Source organism: Nocardia cyriacigeorgica NBRC 100375 (genome assembly GCF_000308555.1).
GTDB lineage: Bacteria > Actinomycetota > Actinomycetes > Mycobacteriales > Mycobacteriaceae > Nocardia > Nocardia cyriacigeorgica.
Map to the genome: position 1 here is coordinate 1 of NZ_BAFY01000315.1, position 20,081 is coordinate 20,081.

Sequence of the window (20,081 nt, forward strand, 5' to 3'; positions counted from 1 at the left end):
ACCTTCGGCCGGAGTACGCGGTCGAGTTGCTCGGCGTTCATTGCGGCGAACAAGCCGTCGGCCAGCACGCCCGCGGTGTGGACGACACCGGTCAGCGGGTGCTGCGGCGGGATGTTCGCCAGCATCGCGTCCACCGCGGCTCGGTCGGCGGTGTCACAGGCGATTACCGCCACCTCGGCGCCGAGTGCGCTCAGCTCCTCGCGCAGCTCGGTCGCGCCGGGAGCGGCTTCGCCGCGTCGGCTCGCCAGCACCAATCGCCGTACGCCGTGCGCGGTGATCAGGTGCCGCGCGAGGATCGCGCCGAGGCCGCCGGTGCCGCCGGTGATCAGCACGGTGCCGTCGGCCCGCAGCGGAGCCGGGACGGTGAGCACGTTTTTGCCGATATGCCTGGCCTGGCCAAGATAACGGAAGGCCTCCGGCGCCCGCCGCAGATCCCATGCCGTGGTCGGAATCGGACGCAGCGTGCCCGCCTCGAAGAGCTCCACGAGCGCCGACAGGATCTCGTGCAGCCGGTCGGGCGAGACATCCATCAGCATGAAGCCGTGGTAGTGGACGCCGGGATGGGCGTCGGCGACTCGCGCCGGATCGCGGCGGTCGATCATGCCCATCTCGATGAACCGGCCGCCGCGCGGCAGTAGCCGCAATGAGGCGTCGACGAATTCGCCCGCGAGCGAATCGAGCACGATATCGACGCCACGGCCCTCGGTCGCGTCCAGGAACCTCCGCTCGAATTCCAGGGTGCGCGAGTCGGCGATCTCCGAATCGGTGAATCCCATTCCGCGCAGCACATCCCATTTCGGCACACTCGCGGTGGCGAGTATGCGCAGCCCGAGGTGGCGAGCGAGCTGCACCGCCGCCATCCCGACGCCGCCGGTGGCCGCATGCACGAGCAGGGTCTGCCCGGCCCGCGCGCCCGCCAGATCGACGAGGCCGTAGTAGGCGGTCGCGAAGACCACCGGCACCGCGGCGGCCTGCGCGAAGGACCAGGCCGGCGGAATGACGGCCAGCAGCCGGCGATCGGTGACCGCGACCGACCCCACACCGGTGAGGAAGCCGAAAACCCGGTCGCCGGGGGCGAATTCGGTGACATCGTCGGCCACCTCGACCACCACACCGGCACCCTCGCCGCCGATACCCGCGTCCGGATCCGGGTAGGTGCCCAAGGCGACCAGCACATCCCGGAAGTTGAGCCCGACCGCGCGCACACTGACCCTGACCTGCCCGGGTGCCAGAGGCGGGGCCGGCTCGAGGGCGGCCTCGATACCGAAGTTGTCCTCGGCCAGGGTGCCCTTGCCGTTCAGCTCGAGAGCCCACTCGGCGGCGCTCGGCAGTGCGGGCAGTCCTGGTACCGCCTGGCGCACTCGCGGCGCGTGCGCGGTGCCGCGGCGCACCGCCAGCTGCGTTTCGCCCGGAGTCTGCGCGGCCAGTTCCACCGCGTGCCGGTAGACCGGCCACTCATCTACGTCGACCAGCTGGACCCGGCCCGGGTATTCGCTCTGGACGCTGCGCAGCAACCCGACGGCCGCCGCACCGGCGAGGTCGACCGGCTCGCCCGCATGTACCGCGACCGCCTGCCTGGTCACGACGACGATCGACCGGTCCTCGGCCAGCAATCGCTGGACGCGTCCGGTCAGGTCGCGAACCGTCTCCCGCACGCGGCCGGGCAGATCGCCCGCGTCGCCGGTGTCGAGGCGCAGCACCGTCTGCTCCCGCGCACCGAGGACGATGGTCTCGCCGGACTCGGTCGTCGACCACGCGCCGAGGTCGGCGTCGGAGCCGGGGAGCGCCACCCAGTCCATTGTGTAACCGAGGGATTCGGTTCGCCGCGCGGTGGCGAGTGCCTCGGCGTCGATCGGCCGTAGCGTCAGCGCGCCGACCTCGGCGATCACGGCACCGGCTGGATCGGTGAGGGTGATCGCGATCGGATCGCCGGCCGAGCCGGACCCGGCCCGGGTGGCGCGCATCCGTAGCGCGGTGGCCCCCGTCGCGTGCAGGGTGACGTTCTCCCAGGAGAATGGCACCGCGATGGCGCCGGGCTCGGCGTCCGGAGCCAGCCCGCCCACCAGCAGGGCGTGGAGCGCGGCATCGAGCAGCGCCGGGTGGATGCCGAACTCGGCCGCGGACGCCCCGGTCTCAGGGAGCGTGATGTCGGCGCACACCGCGTCGTCGCTACGCCAGAGGGCGGTGAGGCCCTGGAAGGCCGGGCCATAGCTGTAGCCACGGTCGGCCAGCCGCGGGTAAGCGTCCTCGACCGGCACCGCGACCGCGCCGACGGGAGGCCATGGCGCCGGCCGGACCGCCGTGGTGTGTGTGCCGGTCTCGGTGGTGAGTGTCGCCTTAGCGTGCCGGACCCAGGCCTGCTCGGCGTCGTCGGGACCGTTGTCGCGGTGGGACTGCGGGCGAGCGTGTATCGCGACGGTGCGGGTTCCGGACTCCTCCCCCGCGCCCGTCACCACACGTAGTTCGACGGCGCCGCGCTCGGGGATCTCGAGCGGGGCTTCGATGACCAGCTCGGTCAGCGCCGGGCAGCCGACCAGGCCGCCCGCGTGCAGCGCCAGCTCCACGAAGGCCGCACCGGGCAGCAAGGTCACCCCGCCGACGGTGTGGTCGGCCAGCCAGGGCTGCCGATCGCGCGACAGGCTGCCGGTGAACACCGCATCCGCGGAGTCGGGCAACCGCACCATCGCACCGAGCAGTGGATGTCGCGCGTCGTCCAGGCCCGACTGCCGGATATCGGTGCCGACCACCGGCTGCAACCAGTACCGCTGATGCCGGAAGGCGTAGGTGGGCAACGGCACCCGACGTGCCGGCGCCGCGCCGAACAGTGCGTGGAAATCGACTCCGACGCCGGCGGCATCGGCGGTGGCCAGCGCGGTGACGAACTGGACCGTTTCCTCGGTGGACCGCCGCGCGGCGGCGATCACCGTCGCCTTCGCCTCGACAGCGGGCATCTCGGCCAGGCATTCGCTGACCATCGCGGCGAGCACCGCATCGGGCCCGACCTCGAGGAACCGCCGCACACCGGACTCGGCCAGTGTGGTGATCCCCGGCGCGAACCGCACGCAGCCGCGCACCTGATCGACCCAGTACTGCGGATCGGTGAGCTCGTCACCGGCCAGAGCGCCGGTCAGGTTCGACACGATGGGCACAGTGGGCCTGCGGTAGGTGATTGCCTGCGCGACTCGGCGGTATTCCGCGAGCATCGGCTCCATCAAGACCGAGTGGAAGGCATGGCTGACCCGCAGCCGGGAGGTCCGCGCGCCGTCGGCGGCGAAACGCTCGGCTATTTCGTCGATCGCGGTCGCGGCACCGGACAGCACCACCGAGGACGGTCCGTTCACCGCCGCCATGGACACGCGCCCTTCGAAGCCGGCGAGCACGGCCGTAGCGCGTTCCTCGCCGACGGCGACCGCGAGCATCGCCCCGCCTTCGGGCAGCGCTCCCATCAGACGGCCGCGGGCGGCGACAAGAGCACAGGCATCCGCCAACGACCACACCCCGGCCACATGGGCCGCCGCCAGCTCGCCGATCGAATGTCCGATCAGCACATCGGGTGTGACGCCGAACGATTCGAACAACCGGTACAGCGCCACTTCATAGGCGAACAGGGCCGGTTGGGTGAATTCGGTGCGATCGAGCAGGCCTGGGTCGTCCGGCTCGAAGACCAACTCCCGCAACGAGCGGCCGAGCAGTGGGTCCAGCTGCGCGCACACCTGGTCGAACGCGGACGCGAACGCATCGAACTCGGCATACAGCCCGGCGCCCATTCCGGCACGCTGGGCGCCCTGCCCGGTGAACAACATCGCCACCTTGCCGGTGCCCGCCACGGATTCGATCACCCCGGGCGCGCCCGCGGCGAGCTCGGCCAGACCGGCCAGCAACTGCTCCCGGTCGCGGCCCACCACGGCGCCGCGGTACTCCAACCGGGCCCTGGTCGTCGCCAATGAGTAGGCGACGTCACGGATCTCGACGTCAGGCCGCCTGAGCACCCACTGCCGCAGGCGGTCCGCCTGGGCTCGCAGTCCGGCACCCGAGCTCGCCGAGATCACCCATGGCAGCACCGCACCGGTGTCCGGTTCCTCGACCGGCACCGCGGCCGGCTTGGGTGCTTCTTCGAGGATGACGTGCGCGTTGGTGCCGCTGACACCGAACGACGACACACCCGCACGGCGCACCCGCGTCCCCGCGGGCCACGGTTGCGTATCGGTCAGCAGGCGCACGTCGCCGGCGGTCCAGTCGACGTGCGGGCTGGGCTCATCCACATGCAACGTCTTGGGCAGCACCTCATGGCGCAACGCCTGCACCATCTTGATCACACCACCCACACCAGCCGCCGCAACGGTATGACCGATGTTCGACTTCACCGAACCGATCCACAACGGAACCGACCGATCCCGCCCATACGCATTGATCAACGCCCGCGCCTCGATCGGATCACCCAACCGAGTCCCCGTCCCATGCGCCTCCACCGCATCCACATCCGCGGCAACCACACCCGCATCCGCCAACGCCGCCGCAATCACCCGCTCCTGCGACGGACCATTCGGCGCCGTCAAACCATTCGACGCACCATCCTGATTCACCGCCGAACCGCGTACGAGGGCGAGGATGTTGTGGCCGAGCCGCTGGGCATCGGACAGCCGCTCCAGCACCAGGACACCGACGCCTTCGGAGAAGGCGACGCCGTCGGCGGAGGCGGCGAACGACTTGCAGCGTCCGTCCGGGGACAGGCCACGCTGGCGGGCGAAGTCCACATAGAGGTAGGGGCTGGCCGCGACCGTCACGCCGCTGGCAAGGGCAAGGGCCGACTCGCCCTGCCGCAGCGCTCGACAGGCCTGATGCAACGAGACCAGCGATGACGAGCACGCGGTGTCCACCGTGACGGCGGGCCCCTCGAGCCCGAAGACATACGACACCCGGCCCGACACCACACTGTGTGTGGTGCCGGTCAGGCGATAGCCCTCCAACTCCCCGGTGACCCGTTCGGTATAGCCGGAGTAACAGGCTCCGGCGAAGACACCGGTATCGCTGCCGCGCAAGGACTTCGGGTCGATTCCGGCGTCTTCCAGGGCTTCCCAGGTGGCTTCGAGCAGCAACCGCTGCTGCGGGTCCATCGCCGACGCCTCGCGCGGACTGATGCCGAAGAACTCGGCGTCGAAATCCGCTGCGTCGTAGAGGAATCCGCCACGTCCGGTGTAGACCGTGCCGGGCTTGTCCGGGTCCGGATCGATGAGGGCCGCCAGGTCCCAGCCGCGGTCGGTGGGGAAGTCGCCGGTGGCGTCGGTGCCGGAGGCGAGCAGTTCCCACAGCTGCTCCGGTGAGCCGACCCCGCCGGGGAAGCGACAGCTCATGCCGACGATGGCGATCGGCTCATCCGCCCTGGCCCGCCGCACCGGCTTGGCGGTGGGTGCGGCCGGCGCCTTCGCGGGGACGATCGTGGACAGCACCAACTCGGCCACCGCTTCGACCGTCGGGTGATCGAACACCAGGGTCGAGGGCAATCGCAGCCCGGTGGCCTCGGCCAGGCGGTTGCGGAATTCCACGCCGCCGAGCGAGTCGAAACCGATTTCGTCGAACCGCTTTCCGGGCTGGATGTCGTCGGGCGAATCGTGTCCGAGCACCGTGGCCGCCTGGGCCAGCACCACCTCGAGTACCAGCTCGGCGTGCCGCTGCGGTGGGGCATCGGCCAGGCGGGCGGCCAGTGAACCCGCGGCGGGGCTCGCCGCCGCACGACCCGCGGTACGGACGGACGGGCGCACGAAACCACGCAGCAGCGGCGGAACCCCCGCACTCGCGGACTCACGACGCAGCACGCTCGGATCGAACCGGATGGGGGCGAGCTGCGGATCGTCGTGCCCGAGCGCCGCATCGAACAGGCGCACACCGTCGGCGTCGGCCAACTGGCCCAAACCCATTCGCTCCCAGCGCGCCAGGGCCGCGCGGTCCAGACCACCGGTCATGCCGCTGCCCTGATGCCACGGGCCCCACGCCAGCGCGGTACCGGTCAGTCCAGCGGAGCGGCGACGACGCACCAGGGCGTCGAGATAGCCGTTGGCCGCGGCATAGTTGCCCTGGCCTGGGGTGCCGAGGACACCGGCGACCGAGGAGAACACCACGAACGCCGAGACCTGGCGGTCGCGAGTGAGTTCGTCCAGGTGGCAGGCTCCGTCCACCTTCGGCGCCAGCACCCGATCGAGCTGTTCGCCGGTCAGCGCCTCGACGGTGCCGTCGTCGAGCACGCCCGCGGTGTGCACGACGGCGAGGCGACGATCACCGGCCGGATCGATGGTTGCCAGCAGTTCCCGCACCGCGTCGCGGTCGGCGACATCGCAGGCCACCACCTCGGTTTCGGCGCCCGCCGCGCGGAGCTCGGCCGCGAGTTCGGCGGCCCCGTCGGCCGCGGGGCCGCGCCGCGAGGTGAGCACCAGCCGGCGGACACCGTGTGTGGCGACCAGGTGACGGGCGAACAATGCGCCGAGCCCGCCGGTGCCGCCCGTGATCAGCACCGTCGCAGCAGAGAACGGAGACACCGTGTCGGCCGCAATGGTTTTCGGCGCCCGTATCAACCTCGGCACCAGCAGGTCCGCGCCGCGCACGGCGACCTGCGGCTCTCCGGTTCGCCGGACGGCCGCGAGGCGGTCGGCGTCCAGGGGTGCGGCCGGGTCCTCGTCGATGAGCAGGAACCGGTCCGGATGCTCGGATTGCGCGCTGCGGACCAGGCCCCAGACCGCGGCATGCGCCGGGTCCACCCGGACCGCGTCCGGTCCGGTGCCACCGGTGGTGACCACCGCGAGGGTGCCGGCCGTGGGAGCGTCGGCGGACAGCCAGGACCGCACCATCGCGAGGGTGTCGTGCACGATGGCCCGGACCGCGGCGGGCTCGTCGGTGACGCCTACCGACCGGTTCCCCACCCGCCACACGGCTACCTCGGGAACGTGATCGGCGGCGGCGAGGTCGGCGACAGTCGCATAGCCGGTGCCGATACCGGCGATGACGGTGCCGCCGAGCACCACCGCCGACGGCGCCGGTCGATCGGCGGACACGGTGGCCGCGGGTTCCCAGCCGACCCGATAGAGCACCGCCTGGTCTCCGGCGAGTGCGCTACGGAATTCGTTGACGTCGTAGGGCCGCATGACGACGGCGTCCACCGACACGACCGGATTGCCCTCCGGGTCGATGGTCGCGACCGACACCGTCTCCGCTCCGGTAGCCACCGCGATGACCCGCAGCGCGGTCACACCCGGACCGTGGTGTCCTGGTCGGGGCGCAGGCCGGTGCAGCCGCGCGCCGCCCCAGCGGAACAGCAGGCGCCCGGCATCGGGATCGGAATCCATGTCCTGCCAGGCCAGCCGGGCCAGACCCGAATGCATCACCAGATCCAGCAGCGCCGGATGCAAGGCGAAACGCTCCGAGTCCGTGGCCGCCTCGGTGTCGAGGACGATCTCGGCGAAGACCGTGCCCTCCCGTTCCCATGCGGCGCGAACTCCGAGGAACGCGGGCCCGTATTCCAGCCCGGAGCCACGGGCGATCTGTTCCGGGACCCAGGCCGGATCGATCGACTCGGCCTCGGCCGGCGGCCACGGTTCGGCGTGCAGCCGGCGCAGCAATTCGGCGTCGCCGTGCCATTCGGGGGCCAGCGATCCGGTGGCGTTGTGCACCCACTCCGCCTGTGCGGAGGGCCGGAAGAAGAATTCGAACTGGCGGCGGCCGCTGTCGTCGGCCGCCCGGACCAGCACTTGCAGGTCGACCTCGTCGTCTTCGGACGGCAGGATGGGCGCCTGCAAGGTCAGTTCGTCGACCACCCCGCAATCGATCCGGCCACCCGCCACGAGCAGGAACTCGATCAGCGTGGCACTGGGAACGACCACGACGCCGTAGGTCATGTGGTCGGCGATCCACGGGTGGGTCCGCAGCGAGAACCGCCCGGTGAACAACCACTCGTCGGTGCCTGCCAACGGCACTACGCCGGTGAGGATCGGATGCTCCGGCGACGCCGCGCCCATGTTGCTCGGGCTCAGCCAGTACCTGCGCTGCTGGAACGCGTACGTCGGCAGCGGAACTCGCCGCGGCTGCCCGGCCCACATCGCGCGCCAAGCCACCTGGGCACCCGCGATATCCAGTTGTGTCAGGCAGGTGAGCAGCTGGGTCACCTCATCGGCCGAACGCCGGCCCGCCGACCCCGCCCAGGATGCGGCCTCGAGCTCGGGGTCCTCGGCCAACCGGCGTCGGGTCGCGGCCGTGAGCACCGCGTCCGGACCGATCTCGACGAACCGTCGCACCCCCTGCGAGATCAGGGTGTCGACTCCGGGTGCGAACCGCACGCAGCCGCGGACCTGGCGCACCCAGTACCCGGGGTCGGTCATCTCCGAGTCGACCGGCAGGCCGGTCAGGTTGGACACGATGGGCTGCCGCGGCGGGTGGTAGGTGACCGATTCGGCGACGGCGGCGAATTCGGCCAGCATCGGTTCCAGCCGTGCCGAATGGAACGCATGGCTGACCCGCAGGCGGTTGGTCTTGATTCCGTCCGCGCTCGCGCGTCGCTCGACTTCGGCGATAGCGTCGGCGTCACCGGACAGCACCGTCGACGACCGATCGTTGATCGCGGCGATGTCGAGCCGCCCGCCGAATTCGGCGACGACGGCCGCCGCGCGCTGCTCATCCAGCGCCACCGCGAGCATCGCACCGCCCGCGGGCAGCGCGCCCATCAGCCGTCCGCGCGCCGCGACCAGCGCACAGGCATCCGGCAACGACCAGACTCCGGCCACGTACGCGGCCGCCAGCTCGCCGATGGAGTGCCCGATCAGCAGATCCGCTGTCACACCGAAGGATTCGACCAACCGGTACAGCGCGACCTCGAACGCGAACAGCGCGGGCTGGGTGAATTCGGTGCGGTCGAGCACCTGCCCGGAATCGGTGAACATCACCTCGCGCAGCGAACGTCCCAGCAGCGGATCGAACGCGGCGCACACCTCGTCCAACGCGGCGGCGAATGCCGGGAACGCGCGGTACAGCTCGGCCCCCATGCCGGCGCGTTGGGCGCCCTGGCCGGTGAACAGCAGCGCGGTGCGTCCGCTGAGCGCCTCGCCGGCCGCGACCGTGGACGACATGCGCCCCGCGGCAAGGTCTTCCAGCCCGGCCAGCAGCGCGGCGCGATCCTCGCCGACCACGGCTGCGCGGTGGCCGAACCGCGCGCGCCGTTCGGCCAGCGCGATGGCGACATCCGCCGGTCGCAGATCCGGGTGGTCGATCAGATGCCTGCGCAGCCGGTCGGCCTGTGCCCGCAGCGCCGGTTCGGTCTTGCCCGACACCAGCAGCGCCACGGTCCCGTCGGGGATGGGCGCTTCGTCTTGCTCGGCGGCCGGCGCCGGCGCCGGCGCCGGTGCTTCTTCGAGGATGATGTGCGCGTTGGTACCGCTGATGCCGAACGACGACACCCCGGCACGGCGAACGCGATCGCGTCGCGGCCACGGCTGGGCCTCGGTGAGCAGTTCGACAGATCCGGCGGTCCAGTCGACGTGTGGGCTCGGCTCATCCACGTGCAACGTCTTGGGCAGCACCTCATGGCGCAACGCCTGCACCATCTTGATCACACCACCAACACCAGCCGCCGCAACGGCGTGACCGATGTTCGACTTCACCGAACCGATCCACAACGGAACCGACCGATCCCGCCCATACGCATTGATCAACGCCCGCGCCTCGATCGGATCACCCAACCGAGTCCCCGTCCCATGCGCCTCCACCGCATCCACATCCGCGGCAACCACACCCGCATCCGCCAACGCCGCCGCAATCACCCGCTCCTGCGACGGACCATTCGGCGCCGTCAAACCATTCGACGCACCATCCTGATTGAGCGCGCTGCCCCGCACCACGGCCAGCACCTCATGCCCGTTGCGCCGGGCGTCGGACAGTCGTTCGACGACCAGCACGCCCACCCCCTCGGCCCAGGTGACGCCATCGGCCGCGGCGGCGAACGCCTTGCAGCGGCCGTCGGCGGCGAGTCCGCGCTGCCGGGCGAAATCGACGAACAGCGCCGGGCTCGCCGCGACACTCACCCCACCGGCGAGCACGAGCGAGGCCTCGCCGCGGCGCAGCGCTTGGCAGGCCAGGTGCAGCGCGGCCAGCGAGGACGAACACGCGGTGTCCACGGTGACAGCGGGGCCTTCGAATCCGAACAGGTACGCCACCCGGCCCGAGATCACGCTCTGCGAGGTTCCGGTCAGCCGGAAGCCCTCGTATTCGCCGGTGACCGCGCGCCCATAACCGGAGGAGGTCGCGCCGACGAACACACCGGTGTCGGTTCCGCGCAGTGTGGCCGGATCGATTCCGGCGTCCTCGAGCGCTTCCCAGGACACCTCGAGCATCAACCGCTGCTGCGGGTCCATCGCGGCCGCCTCGCGCGGGCCGATGCCGAAGAAGCCGGCGTCGAAAGCGCCGGGATCGGCGAGGAATCCGCCTTCCCTGGTGTACACGGTGCCCGGCTTGTCCGGGTCCGGATCGAACAGGCTCTCCAGGTCCCAGCCACGGTCGGTCGGGAATCCGGTGATGGCGTCACGACCACCGGCCACCAGCTGCCACAGCTCCTCCGCCGAACCGACGCCACCCGGGAAGCGGCATCCGATGCCGACGATCGCGATCGGCTCATCGGAGCGGGTGCGCCGCGCCACCCGCGGACCTGCCGGGTCCACCCCTTCGAGGCGGGCTCGGACCAGCTTGGTCACCGCACGCGGGGTCGGATGGTCGAACACGAGCGTGGTCGGCAGGTCGGTGCCGGTCGCCTGCACGAGCCGATTGCGCAGTTTCTGACCGCTGAGCGAGTCGAAGCCGAAGTCGGTGAACGGCAGATCGGGATCGATGGCCGCGGCGGAATCGTGTCCGAGCACGGCCGCGGCCTGCTCGGCCACCACCGCGAGGACGAGCGCGTCCCGGTCGGCTTCGGGCGCGGCGAACAGCCGGGGCGCCAGCGGGCCGGCCACCACCGAACCACGCCGGCGCACCGGTACCGGGGCGACGGCAGGCGCTGCGATGGCCGGGTCGACCGGGGTGGCCCGATGCAGCCGCAGCGAGGCGATGGCCAGGATCGGCGCACCGTCGGCGGCGTACGCATGCACCCGGAAGGTGTCGGTGTCGAGCCTGGTCAGGTGCACCCGTGCGGTGTCGGCACCAGGCCGGTAGAGCCGGATGTTCTCGGCCGTCAGTGGCATCGGCATCGTGTCGCCGGAGGACGAGTCGGTGTCGGTATCGGTGAAACCGTCGACGCCCGCGTGCAGCAGGGCGTCGAGCAAGGCCGGGTGAGCACCGAATCGGCTCACCTGGTCACCGGCGGAGTCGTCGAGCGACACCTCGGCGAAGATCTCGTGTCCGCGTTGCCATGCGCTGGTGACGCCCTGAAAGGCCGGGCCGTAGTCGAAGCCGCGTGCGCCGAGCCGGTCGTACAGTTCGCCGACCGGCACCGGGTCGGCCGCGGCGGGCGGCCAGTCGGCGTCCACCGGGGCGGGGGCCTCCGGTGCCGCGGGTGCCAGGGTGCCGGAGGCGTACCTGACCCAATCCGTGCTCGACGTTTCGTCGTCGCTGCCGGGGCGCAGATGGATCGCGAAGGCTCTGCGGCCGAGGTCATCCGGCGTTGCGACGCCGACCTGGATGTCGAGCGCATCGGCGAATCCGGGCAGCGTCGCCTCGAAGCTCAGTTGGGCCACCGTGCTCGCCGCGGCCCGGAGGCCGACCCCGAGCGCGGCCTCGACCAGCGTCGCCGCGGGTAGCACGCGCCTGCCGCGAAGAAGATGATCACCGAGCCAGGGATGGGTGGCCGTGGTCAGGCGGCCGGTGAACAACCATTCGTCTCGGCCCGCGACCGGCACCGCGGCGCCGAGGATCGGGTGATCCGGCTGCACAAGGCCGACGCTGCTCACGTCCCCCGCGCCCGCGCCCGCGAGGTCCGGGGTCCACCAGCGCCGCCGCTGGAACGCGTAAGTCGGCAGGTCGAGCCGGGCGGCCGGAGCCGCGAGCGTGCGCGGTGGCACGTCGATGCCGACGCAGTGCGCGCGGGCCAGCGCGGCCGTGAAATCTCGCGGACCACCGTGGCCGCGCTTGAGGGTGCCGACGACCGCCACTCGGTCGGCCAGGCCGATCGCGCCAGCGGTCAGCTCCACCGCCATCGAGACCACCGGATGCGGGCTCGTCTCCACGAAACCGTTGATCCCGGCCCGCATGAGCGTCTCGATGGACTCCGCGAACCGCACCGGTTCACGCAGCGATCGGTACCAGTACTCGGCGTCCAGCCGCGCGGTGTCGACATAGTCGGCCACGACCGTCGAGAAGAACGGGATATCGCTGGTACGCGGGCGGATCGGCGCCAACTCGCGCAACAGCCGGTCCCGGATCAGCTCGGTGACCTTGGAATGACCGGGCCAGGTGGCGGGCACGAGCCGGGCCCAGACGCCGTCGGCCGCGCAGCTCGCGACGAATTCGTCCAGTGCCGCGGTTTCACCCGAGACCACGGTCTGCGTCGGCCCGTTGATCGCCGCCAGCGACAACCGGTCCCCGAACGGCGCCAACCGGGCAGTGGCGTCGGCGGCGGACAGCCCGACCGCCGCCATACCGCCCTTGTCCGCCAGCATTTCCGCGCCCGCACGCGAGCGCAGCGCGATCACCCGCGCGCCGTCCTCGACCGACAGCGCCCCGATGACGACCGCCGCCGCGACCTCTCCCTGCGAGTGCCCGACGACCACGCTCGGCTCCACACCACTGGCCCGCCAATGCCGCGCCAGCGAGACCATGACGGCGAACAGCACCGGCTGCACCACGTCGACCCGGTCCAGCGATACCGCATCCGGCGCACCGCGCAGCACATCGGTCAGCGACCAGTCGACGTAGGGCGCGAGCGCCGCTTCACATTCCGCGATCGATGCGGCGAAAACGCCACCGGCAGCGAGCAATTCCCCCGCCATGGCGGGCCATTGACTGCCCTGGCCGGGAAGGACGAACGCCACCTTGCGCGGGACCGCGCGCCCGGAGACCACCGCGGCGGCGGACTCGGCGGCGGCGGCATCATCGGAAGGCCCACCGTCCGCGGCGAGCGCCGCCAGCCCCGCCCGCAGTTCGGCCGGGTCCGCGCCGACCACCGCGGCACGCCATTCCAGGGGCGTCCGAGCGTGCATCAGGGTGGACGCGATGTCGGCGGCGCCGGCCTCCGGATGCTCATCCACCCAGGTACCGAGCCGCATCGCCTGCGCGCGCAGTGCGTCTCGGCTGCGAGCCGACAGCGCCCACGACATCACCTGCGGGAACACCGCGGGCTCGGGGCGCTCCGCGGAGCCCGCCGGGGCGATGACCGCAGGGGACGCGGCGGGCACAGCGAGTGGGGCCTCCTCCAGAATCAGGTGGGCATTGGTCCCGCCCATCCCGAACGAGGACACCGCCGCCCGCCGGATCTCGGCGTCGGGCCACTGCTGCACGGCGGTCACCACCCGCAGCCGCAGCTCGTCCAGGGCGATGCGCGGGTTCGGGGCCCGGAAGTGCAGGCTCGGCACGAGTTCCCGGTATCGCAGGCACAGCGCGGTCTTGATCAGGCCGGCGATCCCCGCCGCGCCTTCCAGATGGCCGATATTCGTTTTGACCGAGCCCACCGCCAGCGGCGCGGCTTGCGGACGTTGCGCGCCGTAGGTGTCGCCGAGCGCGGCGGCTTCCACCGGATCGCCCGCCGGAGTACCGGTGCCGTGCAATTCGACGTACTGCACCGTCGATCCCGCGACCCCCGCCGCGGCCAGTGCGGATCGGATGACCGCCGCCTGCGACCGCACGCTCGGAGCGCTCAGCACCTGACGTTCGTTGCCGTTGTTGACCGATCCGCCGCGGATCACCGCGTAGATCCGGTCACCGTCGGCCAGCGCGGCGGCCAGCGGTTTGAGAACCACCACACCGCCGCCCTCGCCGCGCACGATGCCGTCGGCCCGCTCGTCGAACGTATGGCACCGGCCCGATGCCGAACGCGCGCCGAACTGCCCGATGCGTTCGCCGCTCAGCGGTGAGAGGATGAGATTGAGGCCACCGGCCAGCGCCACATCGCATTCGCCGCCGCGCAGCGATTCACAGGCCAGCTGCACCGCGACGAGGGAGGACGACTGCCCGCTGTCCACGACCAGGCTGGGGCCGGTGAAGCCGTAATGGTTGGAGATGCGGTTGGCCGCCACCCCGCGACCGACGGCCGACAGGGCATGCCTGCCGACACCGGAACGGCCTTGTGCGGCCGACAGTTCCGCGAAGTCGGTGCCGGTACTGCCGAGGAAGACACCGGCCCGCGCGCCGGCGACGTCACGGTACCCGGCGTCTTCGAGTGCCTCCCAGCTGAGTTCGAGTCCGAGCAGCTGCTGCGGGTCGATGGCCTTGGCCTCGGCGGGCGGGATGCCGAAGAAGTCCGCGTCGAAATCCGCGGCCGAGTCGAGGTATCCGGCGATCTCCTCGATGCCGGGGCGGTCGGCCGGTGCGGGGCCGACGGCGTCCCGGCCCTCGCGCAGCAATCGCCAATAGTTCTCGAGGTCGGCCGCGCCCGGCATCCGGCACGACATTCCGACGATAGCGATTTCGTTCGCTGGTTCGAGCATGGGGCTTCCTCTATCTCGCCAATTCGATGCCACGGGCCACGGTGTCGTGCTCGTGTGGGTCGGGCCGGTCAGCGCGGATCGCCATGGGCGTTCGCGGTCGGGTGCTCGGAGCCGGGCTCGGGCGCGCGGTGTTCGCCGAGCCAGCGGCGTATCTCGTGGGCCACCGTGGCCGACGCCGCGCCGATGAGTGAGAAGTGGTCGGCATCGACGGTCACCGTGGTGCCGGAATGCAGCCACGCCGGTACCGGTTCGTCCAGCCGCACCCCGGGCAGGGGTGTGGCCGCGCGCAGATCGAAGGTCGGCGCGCTGATGGGTGCGCGATCGCGCTGGTCGAACAGGCGGGCGTACTTCGCCATCGCGATCAGCCCGTGGTCGCCGATCTCGGTGATCTCGTCGCCGAGGTCGATCAGTGTGGTGACGGCGCTGACCAGGACCTGCCGGTTCTGGTCCGCGTCGTCGGGGCAATAGGTGTCGAGCAGGACCACCGCCGCGGGCCCGCGCCCACGCCGCTCGAGCCGGTGTGCCAGCGCGTGCGCGATGGCGCCGCCGGCCGAGTAGCCGACCAGCACCACCGGCCGTTCGGCAGGCATCGCTTCCACCGCCGCCGTCAGATATTCCAGCAGCACATCCCAGCTCTGCGGCAAGGGTTCACCGGCCCGGGTACCGGGCAGGCGCAACGCGGCGACCGTGTGTTCCGCCCCGAGTTCCCGTGCCAGCCTGCCGAATTGATGGGGGCCGGTACCGACGACGAACGACGGCACGCACACGAGAACGGGACCGGCCGCGCCTCGGCTCAGCGGTATCGGCGCCGGCTCCACCGGGTACGGAGCCGCGTCGAAGGTCTCGACGAGTTCGGCTGTCCCCAGCAGCATCGGAATCGCCGCCTCCACCTCGCCGCGCCGGTGGGCGGCGAGCACCAACTCGGTGAGCGCGCCCTTGGTGCCGGGATCGGCGGTGAGCACCGGCGAGGAGACCACGGCGGGTTCCGGCGCCACCTCGGCCAACTGGGTGTTCAGGTACTCGGCCAGCGCCTCAGCGGTGGGATGGTCGAAGACCAGCGTCGAGGGCAGGGCAAGACCGGTGGCCTTGGCCAGCCGGTTACGGAACTCCACACCGGCCAGCGAATCGAAGCCGAGTTCGGTGAACGGTGCCGCCGGATCGATCGATTCGCCGGAGCTGTGCCCGAGGCTGGCCGCGACATGCTCGCGGACGGCGGTGAGCACGACCCCCGCCCGATCGGCGGCCGGTGCGGCGCTCAGCTGCTGAGCAAGCGATCGGACCCGCGCCGCCCGCCGCGGCCGGGCCGTGACCAGCTCGCCGAGCATGGCCGGCAGCGTGCCGGCGGCCGTCCTCGCCGACAGCACCGCTGGATCGAACCGCACCGCGGCATGCACCGGAAGGCCGGTGGCGACCGCGGCATCCAGCAGCGGCATCGCGAACTCTTCGTCCAACGGGAGCAGCCCCTCGCGCCGCAGCCGAGCGACATCGGCGTCGGAGACGGTGCTCGTCATCCCGCTGGTTCCGCGCCACGGACCCCACGCCAGCGCGGTGGCAGGCAGGCCGAGGCGGTGGCGATGATGGGCCAGCGCGTCCAGGAACGCGTTGGCGGCCGCGTAATTCGCCTGTCCTGGACCGCCGACGGTGCCCGCGAACGAGGAATAGAGCACGAACATCGACAGATCCAGCCCGGCGGTGGCCTCGTGCAGATGCCATGCGGCGTCGGCCTTGGGCCGCAGTACCGTGGCCAGCCGGTCCGGGGTGAGATCGCGCAGCAAGCCATCGGCCAGCATGCCGGCGGTATGGACGACGCCGGTCAGCGGGTGGTCGGCGGGCACGGTCGACAGCAACCGGTCGAGGGCCGCCCGATCGGACACATCGCAGGCGACCACCTCGGCCTCGGCACCGAGTTCGCGCAGCTGCCGGACCAATTCGTCCGCGCCGGGCGCGTCCGGCCCGCGCCTGCTGACCAGCAACAGCCTGCGCACCCCGTGCGCGGCGACCAGATGCCTGGCCACCACCGCGCCGAGACCGCCGGTGGCCCCGGTGACGAGCACCGTCCCGGGTGATCCGGTTCGCCCGGCCGCCGCCTGCGCCGGCTCACCCCGGTGCAGTCGCGGCACGTAGGCCACCCCGTCGCGCCACACCAGTTGGTTCTGTTCCGGATCGGCGGTCACGGCGGCGACTCCCGCCAGGTCGTCGTCGGCGGCGCCCACATCGACGATGGCGATGCGGCCCGGATATTCGTGCTGGGCGCTGCGCACCAGCCCCCACACCGCGGCGCCGGCCAAATCCACCGGATCGCCGGGTTCCCGCGCGATCGCGGTCCTGGTGACGACGACTATCGGCGCGGGCCGCTCGAGCAGCTCGATGATCCCGGCCGCCACCTCGGCGAGCCTGGCCTGTACCGCGTCGAGCAGACCGGAGTCGCTCGACGGGTGGCCGGGCCGGATGATCGAGATCTCCGCGTCCGCCCGGTGGGCCGCGCGCGGATCGACCGGGTGCTCATCGAGTTCGCCTCGGGACTGCGACGACACCGGCACCCAGCGCACCTGATACGGGACGCGGCTCGCGCCGGCACTCACCGGATCGCGTAGGGCGTCGGCCGGGATCGGGCGCATGGTCAGTGCCGCGATCCCGATCAGCGGTGCGCCGTCGGTATCGGCGAGCATGACCGAGATCCGCTGGTTGTCAGTTCCGGACGCCCCCGGGTCGGCGGCAGTCAGCCGGACCCGGGCCGACCCGGCTCCGACGGCGTGCAGGTCGACGTTCTCCCACGAATACGGGACGTAGATCTCGCCCTCGGCCGGGGTGGCCGTCAGGCCGGTGAATCGGATGGCGTGCAGCGCCGCGTCCAGCAGGGCCGGGTGGATGCCGAACCCGCCGGCCGCCGAATGCTCCGAATCCGGCAGGTTCACTTCGGCGAACACCTCGCCGTCGCGTTGCCACAACGCGGTCAGCCCCTGGAACAGCGGGCCGTGTCCGTAACCGCGCGCGGCCAGCTCCTCGTACATGCCGGTGATGTCCACCGGCCGCGCACCGGCCGGGGGCCACGTCTTGGCCCACTCGCTCGTATCAGCGGGGGTCGCGGAGGTCAGGGTCCCGGTGGCGTGGCGGGTCCATTCGGCACGGTCGGCCGTGGCGCCGTGGCGCGGGCGCGAATGCACCGACACCGCGCGCCTGCCCGCGTCGTCGGGTTCCTCGGCCAGCACCCGCAGCTCGACCGCGCCGTGTGCCGGGATGGCCAGCGGTGCGGTCACCACCAGCTCGGCCAGCCGTGGGCTACCGGTCATGGCGCCGAGGTGCAGGGCCAGCTCGGCGAAGGCGGTGCCGGGCAGCAGGATAGAAGCGCCGATCTTGTGGTCGGTCACCCACGGATGGCTCGCCGACGACAGCTGCCCGGTGCACACCAGCGCGTCCGAGTCGGGCATCCAGACCGCCGCACTCAATAGCGGATGATCCACCTCGTCCAGTCCCGAGCCGCGCACATCGCCGGTGTCGACCGGTGCCGCGAGCCAGTAGCGCCGATGCCGGAACGCATAGGTGGGCAGAGCGATTCGCCGCGCGGCGGCGAACTGGGGCAGCGCCGCCCACTCCACGCGCACGCCGCTGACGTGCAGTTGGGCCAGCAGCATCAGCACCCGGCGCGCCTGCCCACCGCCCCGGCGGGCGGATGCCGCCGTCAGCGCGGCCGAAACGCTGTCCGCCTCGGCATCGAGACAGCCGCGGGTCATCGCGGTGAGTACCGCATCCGGGCCGAGTTCGACGAACCGCCGCACCCCGGTAGCGGCGAGGGTGGCGATACCCGGCGCGAACCGGACCGCCGCGCGCACCTGCTCGACCCAGTAGGCCGGATCGGTGAATCGCGTACCCACCGTCGCGGTCACGTTGGACACGATCGGCAGCGTCGGCTCCCGATAGGTGAGCTGTTGGGCGACCGCCCGGAACTGTTCGAGCATCGGGTCCATGTGGGCGGAATGGAATGCGTGGCTCACCCGCAGGCGGGTGGTCTTGTGGTTGTGCGCCGACAGCAGCACTTCCAGTTCGGCGATGGCGTCGGCGTCGCCGGAGAAGACCACCGAGGCCGGGCCGTTGACCGCGGCGATCGCCGCTCGATCGCCGTAGCCGGTGAGCAGCCGCAGCGCCTCCGCTTCCGGCACAGCGGCGGCCAGCATCGCGCCGGTGGCCGGGAGCTCGCCCATCAACCGCCCGCGTGCGGCGACGAGCACGCACACATCGCGCAGGGACCAGACTCCGGCCGCGTAGGCGGCGACCAGTTCGCCGATCGAATGTCCGATCAGCACATCCGGGGTGACCCCGAAGGATTCGACCAGCCGCAGCATCGCCACTTCGTAGGTGAACAAGGCCGGTTGGGTGTACTCGGTCCGGTGGAGGTACTGCTCACCGGCGTCGCCGAAAACGATCTCGCGCAACGAGGTGACCTGGGCCGGAAGATCGAGTACCGCATCGAATTCCGCGCACACCTCGTCGAAGGCGGCCGCGAACGCCGGGAAGCGCTCGTACAGCTCCGCACCCATACCGGGCTGCTGTGCGCCCTGGCCGGTGAAGAGGAAGGCCGTCTTACCCGGATGCACCGCACCGGTGATCACCTCGGGCGAGGATGTGCCACCGGCCAGTTCCGCCAAGCGGTCGAGCAACTGTTGGCGATCATCGCCGACTACCGCTGCGCGCCGGTCCAGCTGCGCTCGGGTCTCGACCAGCGACCTGGCCACGCTGTACACATCGGCGTCGGGTCGATCGAGCAGCCAGGACCGCAACCGATCGGCCTGATCACTCAGTGCTGCTTCGGTTTTCGCCGACACCACCCAGACGACCGGCCCGGCGGCATCGCCTGCCGGGACCGGGCGCGGCGGCGCGGGTGCTTCTTCCACGATCACATGGGCGTTGGTGCCGCTGATCCCGAACGACGACACCCCCGCCCGGCGCACCCGCTCCCCCACCGGCCACGCCCGCGCCTCGGTCAACAACCGCACCGCACCCGCCGACCAATCCACATGCGCCGACGGCGCATCCACATGCAACGTCCGCGGCAACACCTCATGCCGCAACGCCTGCACCATCTTGATCACACCGCCGACGCCGGAGGCGGCCACCGCATGGCCGATGTTCGATTTCAACGAGCCGATGTGCACCGGATCGGTCCGGTTCTGGCCGTAGGTGGCGATGAGGGCCTGCGCCTCGATCGGATCACCCAGCGGAGTACCGGTCCCGTGCGCCTCGACCGCGTCCACATCCGCCGGCGACAATCCCGCCGCCGCCAACGCCGACCGGATCACCCGCTCCTGCGACGGACCATTCGGCGCGGTCAAACCATTCGACGCACCATCCTGATTCACCGCCGAACCACGAATCACCGCCAACACCTCATGACCGAGCCGCCGCGCATCCGAGAGCCGCTCCACCGCCAGCACCCCGATGCCCTCGCCCCAGCCGACGCCGTCGGCCGCGGCCGAGAAGGCC

At 71.5% G+C, this 20,081-nt stretch carries 2 protein-coding genes; both read right to left on the reverse strand.

Annotation, left to right across the window (positions count from 1 at the left end; genetic code table 11):
• A partial coding sequence (locus RJ05_RS26560; protein WP_051016937.1) for a type I polyketide synthase occupies nucleotides 1-14,603 on the reverse strand: 14,603 nt, incomplete at its 3' end.
• A gap of 68 nt (nucleotides 14,604-14,671) precedes the next feature.
• Nucleotides 14,672-20,081: type I polyketide synthase (locus RJ05_RS26565; RefSeq protein ID WP_051016938.1), on the reverse strand; the 5,410-nt coding region annotated here is incomplete at its 5' end.